Raw genomic sequence first — 15,664 nt, forward strand, 5'->3', positions numbered from 1 at the left:
ACATCATAAAAACACCTAATTCAAAAAATATGGAACCAATTGTTCGTATCAGCGGACTGTCGCATCGTTACAGTACCAGCTGGGCTATCAGAGACATTAACATCGAAATTCCTCGCAGCGGGATTGTAGGCCTGCTAGGTTCTAATGGCGCTGGCAAATCTACCACCATGAGTATTCTATGCGGGGTATTGACACCAACAACGGGATCTGTGATCATCAACGGTATCGACCTCAGTAAAGAACCGGAACGCGCTAAGCAGGAAATTGGTTTTCTACCACAAACCCCGCCCTTGTACATGGATTTGACAGTGGATGAATACCTGGTGCATACCGCAATCTTGCGCTCGGTAGAGAGAAGTCAGCTGAAAAAAGCATTGGAAGAGGTAAAAGAGCGCTGTGGATTAACCCATATTAATAAAAGATTGATCAAGAACCTGTCCGGCGGCTATAAACAAAGGGTAGGCATCGCCCAGGCCATTATTCATCATCCCAAGTTGGTGGTATTTGATGAGCCGACCAATGGCCTTGATCCAAACCAGATTCTTGAAGTGCGTGCACTGATCAAGGACATTGCTGCGGAACGTGCAGTAATCCTTTCTACCCATATCCTGACCGAAGTACAGTACCTCTGCAAGGATATTGTGATGATTGAAAGCGGCAGGATCGTTTTTGCAGATACCATGGAGGCTTTCGACAACTATATCGCCCCACACAGTATGTTGGTAGTGATGGAGAATGCACCTCCGGTAGAAGCTTTAATGGCTATTGAAGGCATTGTAAGAATAGAAATACTGACTGAAAAGCAGTTACGCATCTATTTTAATGGTGATCGCAATATTTCTGAAACCATTGTTTTGGAAAGTGCAAAGCGAGGTTGGCGCTTGCGTGAACTAAATATGGAAAAGAATTCCCTAGATGAAACCTTTGCCCAACTGTCCCGGATCTCTAATTAAAGTATTATCACACACAATGAAAAAAATAATACAGATAGCCAGACTGGAACTCAGCCTGCTATTTTATTCCCCGATTGCCTGGTTACTCATCATGGTGCTCTTTGTGCAGATGGTGCTTACGTTTTGCCTAATGGTGGGGCAATTGCAACACCTGCAACATTTCGGTTTTGACCTTGATTTTTTAACCAACAGGTTCTTTACTGCTACAAATTCAGGTGTAGGTGGTATTTATGCCTTAATACTCAAAAGCCTGTACCTATATACACCCTTGATTACCATGGGTATCATCAGTAGGGAGATGAATAGCGGCAGCATTAAGTTATTGTACTCTTCCCCAGTAAAGTTAAGTGAGATCATTTTTGGAAAGTTTGTTTCCATGCTGGCTTTTAACCTGGTTATTATAGGTGTAATGGGGCTGTTTTTTATTTTTGGAGCCCTGTTTATTGAAAATTTTGACTATCCGCATCCCTTGGTCGCGATGTTTACCTGTTTCCTCTTGTTGAGTACTTATGCAGCCATCGGGATCTTTATGTCGAGCTTGACTACCTATCAGGTTGTAGCGGCCATTAGTACCTTTATGGTGCTTGGATCTTTAAATTACATTGGCAGTTTTGGACAGCGAATTGATTTTGTCCGTGACCTGACTTATAGCTTGGCTATTGGGAGTCGCACACATTTGATGATCAAGGGCTTACTGAATAGTCGAGATGTCGTTTACTACCTGGTTATTTCCGGAATGTTTTTGGCTTTCACCATTACCAGGCTCGATTTCGTAAGGCGTGCAAGACCATTTTTGCAACAGCTGAGCCGATACGGTTTGATTGTGATTGTGGGCCTCACATTAGCTTACCTCAGCTCCAGACAGCCCCTAATTGCCTATTATGATGCTACAGATACTAAAGTGAATACCATCGTTAAGGCAACCCAGAAAATACTAAAAGATATGGGGGATGAGCCTGTTGAAGTGACCGAATACATCAATGTCATGGATCATACTTACTCCAATGGTGACCCTGGACTACGGATTCTTGATATTGCGCGTTGGGAGGCTTATTTACGCTTTAAATCGAATATTAAGCTCAAATGGGTTTATTATTATGATAGTATCCCTGCTCCACAATTTTATGCAGCCAATCCCGGAAAAAGCTTAAAAACCCTGTTTAAGGAAAGGGTAAAAGCTTTAGAACTGGATACCAACGACTTTTTGGAACCTGAGCTGATCCGCAAGCAGGTAAACCTGAATGGAGAAAATGGACGTTTGGTGATGCAGGTCAAATACAAGAACAAAACCACTTTTCTAAGAACTTTCGATGATGGCGAATTCTGGCCGGGAGAACCCGAAACGGCTGCGGCGCTGAAGCGTTTGATTGTTACCCCAGCTAAACTTGTTTTTGCTACAGATGGCTATCAGCGAAGTGTAGATAAGGTGGGCGATCGCGATTATAAAATGTTCTTTAATATCAAGACTGCACGCTCTTCATTGATAAACCATGGATTTGATGTCGATAGTGTTGCTATAGAAAACCATGAAATACCAAGTGGCATTGCCTCGCTTATTATTGGTGATCCAAAGGTAGCCTATAGTTCGGCCGCATTAGCTAAAATCAGGAAATATGTTGCTGATGGCGGAAATCTTTTGATTGCGGGCGAGCCGGGCAAACAAGCCGTAGTTAATCCTTTACTGGACTCACTAGGTGTTAAAATGCTCGATGGAACACTTGTACAGCGTAGCAAAGATTATTCCTATAACCTGGTTACACCTAAGTTGACTAAAGCTTCTTTATCCATGTATTCAGGCTTAATTGGTCCTTATCAAAAGAAAGAGATCATATCGATGCCAGGTGTAGCTGCGTTAAGTTTTGACCCGAAATCGGATTTTAAAACCCAGGCCATCCTCAGCACCGATGCCAAATATAGCTGGATTAAAAAAGGATCTTTTGTACTGGATTCGGCTGCATTGGTTTTTGAAGCAAAAAACGGCGACCAACAAGGTGCCTTTCCTGGGGCATTAATGCTAACAAGGAAAATGACGCATAAAGAACAGCGGATTGTGGTTACAGGAGATGCAGATTTCTTCAGTAACAAAGAGCTGGGAAGATCAAACCTGCAAACAGTTAACGGCACGTTAGCGATGGCCATTTTTACCTGGTTCTCCAACAATGAGTTCCCTGTTGATATGTCGCGTCCGCTCTCGAAAGACAACAAGCTGAAGCTGAATAAAGCAGGAGTGAAAACTGTAAAGATAGTGTACTATGGTCTGATCCCGGGTGTAATTGTCCTGCTGGGCATGGTGCTTTTGATCCGCAGAAAACGTAAATAATTATGAGCTTTATAACCGATAAACAAACCATCGACGATTTGAATGTTTTCTCCAAATCGGGGAGTGATTCAATCTACCATATTTTTAATAAAACCTATACTCAGGGCGGAGCTTCCTTGCTGGGAGATATGTTCCGGAACCCACTTTCGGATGATGGGGCAATTAACGACCGGGTAGCCATTTTACGGTATTTCCAGGAAAGCAAAGCGGAATTTCCTTTACAGGGGAATCGCTTTGAAGAAGCCGAACGATATTTAGGGAATACAGATCCGCGTAGCCGCCTATCTAACCAGGGCTTTAGTATGGCCGATTTTAAAGCTGCCGGACAAAGTGTAGAGGCTTTGATCGAAATTTTGAAGGGCCTGAAAAGATTTATGCAGGAGATTCAGCCTAAACTATCGACTAATCCTTATGCTAAACAAGTGGAGTTAGTGATCACTTTGTTAAACGCCAAAGAGCTGGAACTCATTTTTGCTGATCATGGTAAGGGTAAAATCTCCTCTGGAAAAATTGTAGAATATGATAATATTTTACGTTTTCAGCAGCGTGCCTTGATGGAAAAAATACTACAACATATTTATCACCTGGATGTATACATTTCCATTGCCCGGGTAGCCACCGAAAGGGGCTATGTTTTTGCTACGGCATTAAAGCGAGATGCCAACCGTTTGCACTTACAGGGTGTTTATCACCCATTGTTGCATAAACCGGTAGCCAATTCATTAGAGATGACCCCGGAAAGTAATATTGTGTTCCTAACTGGGGCCAATATGGGGGGAAAATCGACCTTCATGAAATCGCTGAGTATTGCCATGTACCTGGCACATCTGGGCTTTCCTATTGCTGCAAAGCAAATGGAGTTTTCGGTGTGCGACGGCATGTATACGACCATCAACCTGCCCGACAATCTGGCCATGGGCGCCAGTCATTTCTACGCGGAAGTATTGCGGGTAAAGAAAGTAGCGGTAGAACTGGGTGCAGGAAAAAATCTCTTTGTCGTATTTGATGAGTTGTTTAGAGGTACCAATGTGAAGGATGCTTATGAAGGCACCATTGCCATCATGGAAGCTTTTGCTAAAAAGCCACATTCTCTATTTGTGATCTCAACGCACATTATGGAAGCCGGATCGGTGTTAAGAGAAAGATGCAGTAACATGATCTTCCGGTATTTGCCCACACGTATGGAGAACGGTAAGCCCGTTTACACCTATACGCTTACCGAAGGGATTACGGATGACCGTCATGGGATGATCATCATCAATAACGAAGGGGTAATAGAACTCATCAAAGATGAAAAGCAAACGAAACAACAGCATCCTAACTTTCTCGCAGATAAGCAAACAGTAGAAGATTTGAACCTGCAGGGTAAGTTTAAACAACAATCCGTTTATAGCCTATTCAATCACTTGCAAACCCGGGGAGGAGAAAAGGTACTGGAAGGCATGTTCGCCCGTCCGCTGAATAACGTGGAGCAGATCAACAAGCGTAGTGCCTTGTTTGCTTTTTTTCAGCAACACAGCATCATTTTTCCGGTGATCCGTTCGCAGGTAGAATCGATGGAAGATTACCTGGCCGGGGGAGCTGGCGCTGCTTTGCCAAGAGTAGCCTGGGGCATTTTCGCCAAGAAATTTAAACAAGTGCTTTTTCATAATGCCGAATTATTGCAGCTGCAAGCCGGACAATCGGTAACCATTGAAGTATTGCAGTCTTTCAGAGATTTCTTCTCTGAATTGAAAGGAAAAGCAGGTGTTTCAGTATATCAGGGCGATTTAGATACCGCATTGAAAGTATTACAAGATTCAAGATTACAAGGGATCTTAGATGCACCAGAAGGCCAGCTTTCACTGATGCAGCTGATCCGCAATGACTATGTGATCCGCCATGCGATGATCAGTCAGATGGAGGGCTTATTGAAAATGATTTATGAACTGGATGTGTATGTGGGGGTAGCCGCTGTAGCGGCAGATAAGGCTTTTGTATATGCCAAGGCCTTACCAGCCACACAGATGTTATTGGATATGGAAGGATTCCGGCATCCGGCTTTAAAAAATGGAATAACCAACAACCTGCATTTAACCAGGGAGCGCAATATGCTGTTCCTGACGGGGGCCAATATGGCGGGTAAATCTACTTTCATGAAATCTATGGGAATTGCGGTTTACCTAGCGCACATGGGGTTCCCGATAGCGGCAAGACGTATGGAATTCTCGGTAAAAGATGGACTGTTCTCTTCAATTAACGTATCAGATAATCTGGATATGGGCTACAGCCATTTTTATGCAGAAGTGTTGCGTACAAAAACGGTCGCTAAAGCAGTCAGTGAATCGGAGGACTTATACGTATTGTTTGATGAGTTGTTTAAAGGAACGAATGTGAAGGATGCTTACGATGCTACTTTGGCGGTTACCAAAGCTTTCTCTGAGAACAGGAACAGCTTCTTTGTGGTATCCACCCATATCATTGAAGTTGGGGAAGCCTTAGGTAAAGTATCGGATAATGTACAATTCTCTTTCTTGCCTACGGTGATGAAAGATGGCGTACCTACTTATCCATATACACTAGCCAGCGGAATCACTACCGACAGACAAGGGATGATCATCATCGAAAATGAAAAGATTGTAGAGATTATTAAAGCAGAACAAAATGTTAATTAAATATAGATTCTTAGGCTTACTATCTGTTGCGGCCCTTTGCATGTTTTTGGCTTGTAAAACTCAGCTGGATAACCAGGCTTTGTCACTTGATCCTGAATTGAGGACCGGGAAGCTGGCTAATGGATTTACCTATTATATCCGCAAAAATAAAAGCCCTGAAAAAAGGGTCATGATGTACCTGGCAGTAAAGGCAGGTTCTATTCTGGAAACCGATCAGCAAAGAGGAGTAGCCCATTTTATAGAGCACATGAGTTTTAACGGAACCAAACATTTTCCTAAAAAGGAACTCTCCAATTACCTGGAAAAATCAGGGGTACGTTTTGGCGCAGACATCAATGCCAATACGGGCCCTGATGAAACTGTATACCAGCTGCCATTGCCGTCCGATAATCCTGAACTGCTTAACAACGGTTTACAAATTATGCGGGACTGGGCGCAAGATGCGAATATAGAAGCAAAAGATGTGGAAAAGGAGCGTCATGTGATTTTAGAAGAAAAGCGTGTCCGCCAGGGCATGCAGCAACGTTACGAAGAAAAAAGTATACAGCTCTGTTCCAATGGCTCCAGATATGGATCGCGTTTGCCGATTGGAACAGAGGAAGTCATTTCGAAGGTTACAGCAGAAGAAATCCGTAGTTTTTATAAAGACTGGTACCGCCCAAATTTGCAGGCTTTAATTGTTGTGGGGGATATTGATGTTGACCAGATGGAGAAAGCCATCAAAGCGAAGTTTGCAGACCTGAAAAATCCGGAAAAAGAGAAAGAACGCCCAGTATATCGCGCAGAATTGACTGGAAAAAATCAATATATGCAATTCATCGATCCTGAATTTGGAGGTATTGGTGTCGAGATACTGATGAAACAGAAACAAGCTGTAATGGCTACTACTTCAGACTACCGCAACGCGCTGCTGAAAAACCTATTGGGACAAATGATCAATGCAAGGTTCAGGCAAATGCCATTCGCCACATTTACTTCATTAACCGGTGGACTTTCTGCTTTCTCAGTTAACCTAGGCACCAAGCCCGCAGAGACACAACCATCTTTACAGGGTGTTTGGTTAGAACTACGCCGGATGCAGGAGCAGGGCTTTTTACAAACTGAGCTGGACCGGGTGAAAAAGAGCTATCAGCAGAGAATGGCCGATGCACTGAAAGAGCAAAATAAAACGGCTTCCGAAGTGCTGATCAAACCTTATCTACAACATTTCCTGACAGGCAATATTGCTCCCGGAATTGCTAAGGAAAATGAACTGACCAGTCAGCTATTGCCTGATATTACCTTAACAGAAATTAACGACTTATTGAAATCTTATCTGAAGGATACCGATAGGGACATCATTGTGAAATCTTCTGAAGAAAATAAAGCTTTTCTGCCAGATGAGGCTACTGTGCTGACTTGGATAGACGCAGTTTATTCGGCTCCTTTAAGTCCATTTGTAGATGAAGTGCAGGACCTTCCATTGTTGAAAAAAGCGCCCATTCCTGGTAAAATTACTGCAGTAGAAGATTATGGAAAGATCGGTGTGCAGAAGATTATATTGAGCAATGGAGTAACCGTATGGTTAAAGAAAACAAACTTCCAGAATGATCAGATTTTGTTCAAAGGGCTTGCCGAGGGGGGAGCTTCTCTATATGCAGATGCAGATCATCAAAACGCCATTAATGCTGCAAACATAGTGTCAGTTTCGGGTGCAGGGAACTATAGTGCCGAGCAGCTTAGTAAGTTGTTTACAGGCAGATCAGTACAGCTAAGCCCTTTTGTGAATGATACTTACCAGGGTTTTAGCGGTGGTAGCTCTAAAGAAGAGTTGGCAACCACGCTTGAACTGCTCAATGCTTATTTTACGGAGCCCCGAAAGGACCAGGAAGCATTCGATGTATTGATTGGCCGTACCAAAGAACAATTGGCCAATAAAGGCAGTAGTCCAGCCCAGGTATTTATGGACACGGTAAGCCTGGTATTGGGGAACTATCATGTACGTAAACAGCCCCAAAGCATAAAAAACATAAATGCCGTTAAACTGGACAGGGCTTATGATATTTACAAAGAGCGTTTCTCTGATGCATCAGGTTTTAATTTCTTTTTTGTGGGAAACATAGATTTGGAAACGATGAAACCTTTATTGGAAAAATACCTGGGTTCATTGCCTTCCAAAGGATTGAAAGAAAAAGCTCGCGACCTGAACATTAACATTCCTGCAGGTCGGATTGCTAAGACCGTATACAATGGTATGGCACAGAAATCAAGCGTGATGCTGGTTTATTCTGGTTCTTTTGATTACAGTTTTGACAATACCTTTAAGATGAATGCCATTGCCGATGCCCTTAAGATTAGCATTACACAGCGACTTCGCGATCAGCAGGGTGGTACTTATACACCAAACGTACAAATGAGCATGACCAAATACCTGAAGAGCAGATTTAGTCTGACCATCTCCTTTGATTGTGCCCCGCAGAATGTAGATAAATTGATTGTTTCTGCACAGGATGAATTGAATAAAATGAGAACATCAGGTCCCTCTGCCGAAAATCTGCAGAAATTTAAAGCAGTAAGTAAGTCAGGACTGCAAACCGGTTCAACAAATAATGGATACTGGTTGGATTACCTGGTTTCAAGGAACATCAATAAAGAGCCTATCACACAGTTTTTTGACTATGAAAGTGCGATAAATAATATGACTGTTCAATCCATTAAGCAGGCTGCAGCGACTTACATTCAGGATAAAAACTATGTAAAGCTGGTATTGATGCCCGAAAAAACTAACTATTGATATACGAAATATGAAGAAAATTATACAAATAGCCAGGCTGGAGCTCAGCCTGCTATTTTATTCACCAATAGCCTGGTTATTAATCATTGTGCTGATTACACAGGTAAACCTTGCTTTTATGTCAGGTATTCCCGGATTGGTGCAAGGAGGGACTTACGGTTTTTTAACTACAATTTATGCCAATGTACCGGATAAAACGAATCTCCTTACAGGAGTTTTGGAATATCTGTATCTCTACATTCCATTGATTACCATGGGAATTATCAGCAGGGAAACCAGTAGCGGAAGCATCAAACTACTCTATTCTTCCCCGGTAAAACTAAGCCAGGTAATTTATGGGAAGTTTATTTCTATGCTCATTTATAACCTGGTGATTGTAGGCATACTTGTTTTGTTTATGCTGATTGGTGCCGTGTTCTTCGTTAATTTTGATTATCCACATGCCTTGGTTGCCCTGTTGGCGGTTTACTTGTTGTTAAGCGCTTATGCAGCGATTGGGATTTTTGTATCCAGTTTAACCACTTATCAGGCAGTAGCCGCGATTAGCACCTTTGTGATGCTGGCTTTTATGAATTACATAGGAACGCTTGGACAGGATCTTGATTTTATCCGTGATTTGACACATAGTCTTTCCATGCCTAGCCGTACCGAACGCATGATTGCAGGGTTGTTAAATACCCGTGATGTGATTTATTATGTGGTGATTTCAGGAATGTTCCTGGCATTTACCATTACAAAATTGGAACTGGAACGGCTGTCCAGATCGCTTTTACAGCAGGCTAGCAGATATGCACTGATCTTATTGGTCGGTTTAAGCATTGCCTATATCAGTTCACGTCAGCCAATGATCGGATATTATGATGCCACGGCTACTAAAACAAATACGATTACTAAAGCCTCACGGGAGATCCTTAAAAATATGGGTGACGAGCCCATTGAAGTGACTACCTACGTTAATGGATTAGACGATTCCTATTTTAGAGGAGCACCTGTTGAACGCATTTCTAATATTGCCCGTTGGGAATCTTATCTGCGATTTAAGCCTAATATTAAGCTGAAATGGGTTTATTATTATGACAGTGTTCCTGGTGTTACGCCACAATTGATTGAGCAGAAAGTGAGCTTCAATAAATATGTGACCATTATGGCTGATTTGCAACAAATCGATATTACTGATTTTTTGAGCCCTGAAGAGCTTAAAACGCAGGTTGATTTGCGAGGAGAAAGTGCACGTTTGGTGATGCAATTGAAGTATAAAGGGAAGACTACTTTTTTACGGACATTTCCTGCTCCTGATACTCAATTTTGGCCTTCTGAAGCTGAAACCGGAGCTGCTTTAAAACGATTGATTGTTACCGCACCTAAGCTTGTTTTTGCTACTGACGGTTATCAACGGAGTATGGATAAAATGGGCGATCGGGATTATAAGGTATTGGCCAATAGTAAGTATTCCAGAAGCTCTTTAGTTAACCAGGGGTTTGATGTAGATAGTGTTTCTTTAGAACGGAATGAGATTCCGAAGGATATTGCTGCCCTGATCATTGCTGATCCGAGGGTAGAGTTTAGTGCTGTTGCCAAAGCAAAGCTTCAAAAATACATCCGCGAGGGTGGAAACCTGATGATTGCCGGAGAACCCGGTAAACAAAACGTGGTGAATCCTTTGCTAGATTCATTGGGTGTTCAAATGCTTAACGGAACAATTCTTCAAAAAAGCAGGGATTATTCTTTTGATCTGCTTACGCCAAGTCTGGCTGCGGGCGCTGTAGCAATGGATAAAAGTTTGCAGCAGTTTTATATGTATAAAATGGTGGTATCTATGCCCAATGCCGGGGCGTTAAACTATGCACAACAGAGAGGCTTTAGTATTCATCCGTTGTTAATGTCTGATGCACAGAATAGCTGGATCAAAAAGGGTAAGTTTACGTTGGACTCAGCAGCATTGGTAGTTGATTACCTAAAAGGTGATCAGGAGGGTAGTTTCCCTACAGCTTTGATGCTCACAAGAAATGTGAAGAATAAGGAACAGCGGATCATCGTATCTGCCGATGCAGATTTTTTCAGCAATACAGAATTGAGCCGGAACAACCTGCAAACCTTAAATTCCAATTTTGCAATGAGTATATTCAAGTGGTTCTCTTACGGGGAGTTTCCGATTGATGTCAGCCGCCCCGCTTCCAACGATAACATGACTACACTGGATAAGGCTTATGTGAAACCGATACAGATCTTGTATTACTTCGTGATTCCGGGCGCTATATTCTTAGTAGGACTGATCATCTTAATCCGTAGAAAACGTAAATAACATGAACCATCTATTAGAATCCATTAGCTGGGCCTTTCTCCTTACCATTGGCCGTTATTTCATAATCGCAGGTATCTTTTTTTTAGTTTTTTATCTGCTTTTCCCCAAAAGTCTGCTGCGAAATAAAATTCAAAGCAGGCTGGCGGGCAAGGCCGATTTTCTTAGGGAAATCCTGCATTCCTCTATATCCAGCATCATGCTGGCCATTACTTCAATTATCGCATTGTCCGACAAGCTCCGGCCGCATACATTTATCTATACGGATCTGCAGGCCTATCCCTTATGGTGGATTCCGCTGAGTCTCGTATTAACCCTAATCGTACACGACACCTATTTCTACTGGATGCATCGAATATTGCACCATAAAAGACTGTTTAAAGCAACCCACCTGGTGCACCATCAGTCTACCAATCCTTCGCCCTGGACTTCCTATTCCTTCCATTTTTTGGAAGCGATAGCAGAAGGGGCGGTGATCATTTTGCTGGTTTTTACGATGCCATTACATCCTTTAACCATTGGACTTTTTGCGCTGTCGTCCTTTATCATTAACGTTTATGGGCATTTGGGTTATGAAATTATGCCCAGGGGTTTCAGGAATACCTTCCTGTTCGAGATTATCAATACTTCTACCTTTCATAATTTGCACCACCAGAAATTTAAAGGCAATTATGGTTTGTATTTAAGGGTTTGGGATAGGATGATGGGAACGGAAAATCCGGATTATGTAAAAAACTATGACCAGCTGCAAGAAAAGCGATTTGGTAAATGATAAATGTATTTGGTAAAAGGGAAGCCTGGAACAGATTGCTTTTGCTTTTTGATTCAGGCTTTTCTTAATTGATCCATATTTTATGTCCTGGCAGATGTTACTAAGGCAGGGGACTAGTAGGCCAGACTAGTACTGCTATTTCCTAATGACCTTTATAAGCAATTTAGAAATAATTTCATACCCTTTATCTGAAGGATGTAACCCATCATATGTGATATCGATAGCATCAACAGGGTATGGGTATTCGTCCTTTTGTGGATCAAAGGGTACATCAATAAAATCTGGATAACTAAAATTCTTGTACGTTCCGGTCTCGGGGTCTTTGAGTCGTTTATATTTCACTAAATGATGTAAGGCCAACGCCTTTTGGTTAAATAAGTCTACCACTTGAAAATGCTCATATTTACCAATCTCATTTACCGCATCGGCAAATTGGGACAATGATTGCCCATTTTTTTGTTTGTAAGAGCCCCATGCATTATTCTTTGCATTTTTTAGATATACAAAATCTACACGTTGCATTGGTGTAACCAATATGATTTTGGCCTCCGGGTTTAGTGCTCGCAGCTTATTAACAATAATGCGATAAGAACCATAAAATGTGTCATTACCTTTGTTCTCAAGATAGTTGGCTATTTTACCCAGTGGTCGGCCAGCCCACCAATCGTTAGTTCCTAAGAACACAGAGTAAATATCCGACTTTTGCAAATCAAGGTTATTTATTTTTTCAGCAATGCCTCCAGCTGTCCAGCCATTATGACCTTGGTTAATGTATTTCAAGTTGGGTAGTTTTGCAGTCACCATACTCATGTACCCTTTGCTAATCCTGTTGTTTGTTTCCTCTGGATGCTCATTCATATAAGTAATGGAATCGCCAATGGCAGTCCAAACCTGTTGTTTGCCACTGAATGAAGTAAGCAGTAAAAGTAAAGGGAAAATGAGTAATACTTTTTTCATCTTATAGTTGCTTGTTTTCGGTTTTAGAAATTTGTCGACGGGTTAAAATTAGCAATTTCTAAACAATAAAAATTTGAAGGTTTTTTATATTTCAAAAATAAGCTGTATCCTTACCATCAGATCATCAATCAATATTTGAGATAATATGTCCGTAGCAGTTCTGGATTTTAAACAGTTGTATCTTGATTTTTATGCTGCCCTTTGTTACTTCGCATTTAAAATTGTAGGAGATCAGGAGGAGGCCAGGGATATTGTGGAAGATGTTTTTCTGAAAGTGCTTCACCATAAATCAACAATATCAGAGGACGAGAACATTAGGGCTTATCTTTATACAGCTGTTAAAAATTCCTGTTTAAGTTATATAAAAGTATCTACCAGAGTTAAAGAACGTCAGTGGCATTATAATTCTAATTTGCCTTCAGAAGAGCAGGGGTATGTAAATGACATTATTCAGGCAGAGGTATTGCGTGAGGTAATGAAGGTGATTGACCAGTTACCGGGTCATTCCGGAAAAATTATTAAAATGAGCTATTTTGAAAGTTTGAAGAATGATGAAATTGCAGCGCTCCTTGGAATTTCTGTACAAACGGTAAAAAATCTAAAATCAAAGGGCCTGGACAGTTTACGACATTTGCTTAAACCTGATATTTTCATGCTGTTTTTATTGATTTACGGCTTTAGGAAGGGCTAAGTATGAAATTACATTTTATCGGTACTTTTCAACTATGGTGTGGTTTAATTATTAAATCAACACTTAAACCAAAACGAAATAAGATTATCATGAAATCATTAAAAACGATTATCCTGCTGCTCATCAGCTATAATGCATTTGCTCAACAGATATTGCCGCTTTATCCGGATAGTATTCCCAATTGTAAGGTTAGTTTGAAGGAAGATGAAAAGCCAACATTAACTATTTATTTGCCGCCTGCAGATAAAGCCACCGGTACCACAGTAATTATTTTTCCGGGTGGGGGATACGGCACCATCGTTACACATACTGAAGGTACCCCAATAGCCCAGGCTTTTGTAAAAGAAGGAATAACGGCAGTGGTTGTAAAGTACCGTTTGCCCGATGCGGATAAAATGAAGGATAAAAGTTTAGGACCTTTAATGGATGCCCAGCAAGCTATCAAAATTGTAAGATCAAAAGCCGCAACCTGGAATATCAATCCACAAAAGATTGGAATCATCGGTTTTAGTGCGGGAGGACATTTGGCAAGCAGCTTAGGTACACATTTTAAAACCAGTTATGTTTCGAATATGGAAGGTATTAACCTTCGACCTGACTTTATGGTTCTGGTCTATCCGGTAATCAGCATGAAGACTGGTCTTACGCATTCAGGTTCGAGGTCAAATTTGCTTGGAAAGGAGCCCAGGCCAGAAAAAGTGCGATTGTTTTCTAACGAAGAACAGGTAAACAAGGATACTCCTCCCACTTATCTGACACATAGTGGTGATGATAAGGTGGTAAGCGTTGACAATAGTATTGTGTTTTATAAGGCTCTGCAAAAGAATGGAGTTAATGCAGAGTTGCATTTATTCCCTAAAGGCGACCATGGGTTCGTATTACACCTTCCTCCAAACGAATGGATGCAGCCAATATTTCGCTTTATTAAAAGTGAGGGTTTTTGATATTTTATATACATAAAAAATAATTTGCATTTTCCCGGTACTTTTTCGCCTTCATGTAGTTTAAGTATTAAATCAGATATAGAAGACTGGAATGAAACAAGAATATGATAAGATCATTACACTGATTGGCGATTACAATTCAGGGGAAATTGATGAGGCAGGGAAGAAAGAACTGGAGGATTGGATTGCCCTTGATGAGAATAATCGACTGCTTTTTGACCGACTTACTTCTGAGGTTGAGCTGAGGAAAGAACTGAACATTATGCATGGCTTCAACGCAGCAGATGCTTTTTCCAGCTTTGAACGTAAGCACTTAAGACCGGCAAAAAGGCTTTGGCTTAGAATAGCGGTTGCAGCCTCTATCGCGATCGCCTGCACCATCGGTGGATACTATTATTTTCTTTCAGAGCATTCAGTTAATCAACGTTCATTTGTGTTGGCCAATAATATTCTGCCGGGAAAAAATGCGGCGACGTTAACATTAGCAAACGGTAAAAAAATAGCATTGGCTGAAGCCCATAATGGGGAGCTGTCTGAGGAGGCTGGAGTAGTGATCACAAAGACCAGTGATGGTCAGATTATTTATGAAATTAAAGACAAAGGTAATCGTTCAGGATCTAAAACTAATACGCTGGCAACTGCCCGGGGAGAAACCTATCAGGTTCGTTTGCCTGATGGAAGTATGGTCTGGATAAATGCAGCCACAACCTTAACCTATCCTGCATCTTTTACCAGTTTAAAAACGCGTACGGTGGAATTGAATGGGGAAGCGTACTTTGAGGTTTCAAAAGATAAGTCACACCCTTTCATTGTAAAAACAGCAAAACAGGAGGTTGTTGTATTGGGTACCCATTTCAACGTCAACAGCTATGTTGATGAAGGACAAACATTGACGACACTGCTTGAAGGTTCGGTGAAAATTAATGGAGAAACCCTGTTGAGGCCGGGAGAACAGGCTCAATTATCAGATAACGGCAGCATAAAAGTAACTACGGCAAACATAGAAGAAGCAATAGGATGGAAAAATGGCTTTTTCTTATTCGATAAAGATGATCTGCCGGCGGTGATGCGGCAAATTTCGAGATGGTACGACGTCAGCGTCAAATATGAAGGAGAGATTCCTAAAGCGAGTTTTGATGGTAAAGTATACCGAAATCTTAACCTCTCAAAGGTACTTGAAGTGCTGAAATATGCCAATGTTAAGTTCAGACTTGAAGGAAAAACCATCATTATTATGCCTTAAGGGCAATGATAAGAATTCAATAAACAAAACAATAAATAACCAAATAAACCAAACATGA

Annotated in this window: 10 protein-coding genes; 9 read left to right on the forward strand and 1 reads right to left on the reverse strand. The window is 41.4% G+C overall.

Annotated elements, in window-relative coordinates; all coding sequences use genetic code 11:
* Positions 1 to 29 precede the first annotated feature (29 nt).
* Genes BLS35_RS00630 through BLS35_RS00655 form a run of 6 tightly spaced genes read left to right on the forward strand, consistent with a single transcriptional unit; the run spans position 30 to position 11,771 of the window.
* On the forward strand, positions 30 to 953 hold the full coding sequence (locus BLS35_RS00630) for an ABC transporter ATP-binding protein (RefSeq protein ID WP_090776851.1): 924 nt from the start codon (positions 30 to 32) through the stop codon (positions 951 to 953).
* Positions 954 to 969: 16 nt separating this feature from the next.
* Positions 970 to 3,273 (forward strand): Gldg family protein, encoded by a 2,304-nt coding sequence (locus BLS35_RS00635; RefSeq protein ID WP_090776852.1) that lies wholly within the window; start codon positions 970 to 972, stop codon positions 3,271 to 3,273.
* A 2-nt stretch (positions 3,274 to 3,275) separates the two neighbouring features.
* Positions 3,276 to 5,927 carry a MutS-related protein gene (locus tag BLS35_RS28120; protein ID WP_254778584.1) on the forward strand — a complete coding sequence of 884 codons (2,652 nt, stop codon included), beginning with the start codon at positions 3,276 to 3,278 and terminating at the stop codon, positions 5,925 to 5,927.
* Entirely contained in the window at positions 5,917 to 8,700 is a 2,784-nt protein-coding gene (locus BLS35_RS00645) for a M16 family metallopeptidase (RefSeq protein ID WP_090776853.1), read from the forward strand. The genes BLS35_RS28120 and BLS35_RS00645 overlap by 11 nt, the downstream gene beginning before the upstream one ends.
* Before the next feature lie 10 nt (positions 8,701 to 8,710).
* Entirely contained in the window at positions 8,711 to 11,002 is a 2,292-nt protein-coding gene (locus BLS35_RS00650; RefSeq protein ID WP_090776854.1) for a Gldg family protein, read from the forward strand.
* 1 nt (position 11,003) lies between these two features.
* Complete coding sequence (locus BLS35_RS00655; protein WP_254778586.1) at positions 11,004 to 11,771, forward strand: sterol desaturase family protein; 768 nt, start codon at positions 11,004 to 11,006, stop codon at positions 11,769 to 11,771.
* 135 nt (positions 11,772 to 11,906) lie between these two features.
* Here BLS35_RS00655 and BLS35_RS00660 read toward each other — a convergent pair whose 3' ends face one another.
* The gene (locus BLS35_RS00660) at positions 11,907 to 12,728 is read right to left on the reverse strand and encodes an SGNH/GDSL hydrolase family protein (protein WP_090776855.1); all 822 of its coding nucleotides are present in this window, start codon (positions 12,726 to 12,728) and stop codon (positions 11,907 to 11,909) included.
* Between the two features lie 145 nt (positions 12,729 to 12,873).
* On the opposite strand from BLS35_RS00660, the gene BLS35_RS00665 reads away from it, so the two are divergent.
* From BLS35_RS00665 to BLS35_RS00675, 3 genes are all read left to right on the forward strand, one after another.
* Positions 12,874 to 13,419, forward strand: a complete 546-nt coding sequence (locus BLS35_RS00665; RefSeq protein WP_090776856.1) for an RNA polymerase sigma-70 factor — start codon at positions 12,874 to 12,876, stop codon at positions 13,417 to 13,419.
* Positions 13,420 to 13,508: 89 nt separating this feature from the next.
* Positions 13,509 to 14,363 (forward strand): alpha/beta hydrolase, encoded by an 855-nt coding sequence (locus BLS35_RS00670; RefSeq protein WP_090777322.1) that lies wholly within the window; start codon positions 13,509 to 13,511, stop codon positions 14,361 to 14,363.
* A gap of 91 nt (positions 14,364 to 14,454) precedes the next feature.
* The gene (locus BLS35_RS00675; RefSeq protein WP_090776857.1) at positions 14,455 to 15,606 is read left to right on the forward strand and encodes a FecR family protein; all 1,152 of its coding nucleotides are present in this window, start codon (positions 14,455 to 14,457) and stop codon (positions 15,604 to 15,606) included.
* The last annotated feature ends 58 nt before the right edge of the window (positions 15,607 to 15,664 follow it).

Source organism: Pedobacter sp. ok626 (genome assembly GCF_900100435.1).
In the GTDB taxonomy this organism is placed as follows: Bacteria; Bacteroidota; Bacteroidia; order Sphingobacteriales; family Sphingobacteriaceae; genus Pedobacter.

What these genes read in the sequence shown, in the direction of transcription:
- BLS35_RS00635 (WP_090776852.1), top strand. Translation starts at nt 970, where the DNA reads ATGAAAAAAATAATACAGATAGCCAGACTGGAACTCAGCCTGCTATTT.
- BLS35_RS00645 (WP_090776853.1), top strand. Translation starts at nt 5,917, where the DNA reads ATGTTAATTAAATATAGATTCTTAGGCTTACTATCTGTTGCGGCCCTT.
- BLS35_RS00665 (WP_090776856.1), top strand. Translation starts at nt 12,874, where the DNA reads ATGTCCGTAGCAGTTCTGGATTTTAAACAGTTGTATCTTGATTTTTAT.
- BLS35_RS00650 (WP_090776854.1), top strand. Translation starts at nt 8,711, where the DNA reads ATGAAGAAAATTATACAAATAGCCAGGCTGGAGCTCAGCCTGCTATTT.
- BLS35_RS00655 (WP_254778586.1), top strand. Translation starts at nt 11,004, where the DNA reads ATGAACCATCTATTAGAATCCATTAGCTGGGCCTTTCTCCTTACCATT.
- BLS35_RS00660 (WP_090776855.1), bottom strand. Translation starts at nt 12,728, where the DNA reads ATGAAAAAAGTATTACTCATTTTCCCTTTACTTTTACTGCTTACTTCA.
- BLS35_RS00675 (WP_090776857.1), top strand. Translation starts at nt 14,455, where the DNA reads ATGAAACAAGAATATGATAAGATCATTACACTGATTGGCGATTACAAT.
- BLS35_RS00670 (WP_090777322.1), top strand. Translation starts at nt 13,509, where the DNA reads ATGAAATCATTAAAAACGATTATCCTGCTGCTCATCAGCTATAATGCA.
- BLS35_RS00630 (WP_090776851.1), top strand. Translation starts at nt 30, where the DNA reads ATGGAACCAATTGTTCGTATCAGCGGACTGTCGCATCGTTACAGTACC.
- BLS35_RS28120 (WP_254778584.1), top strand. Translation starts at nt 3,276, where the DNA reads ATGAGCTTTATAACCGATAAACAAACCATCGACGATTTGAATGTTTTC.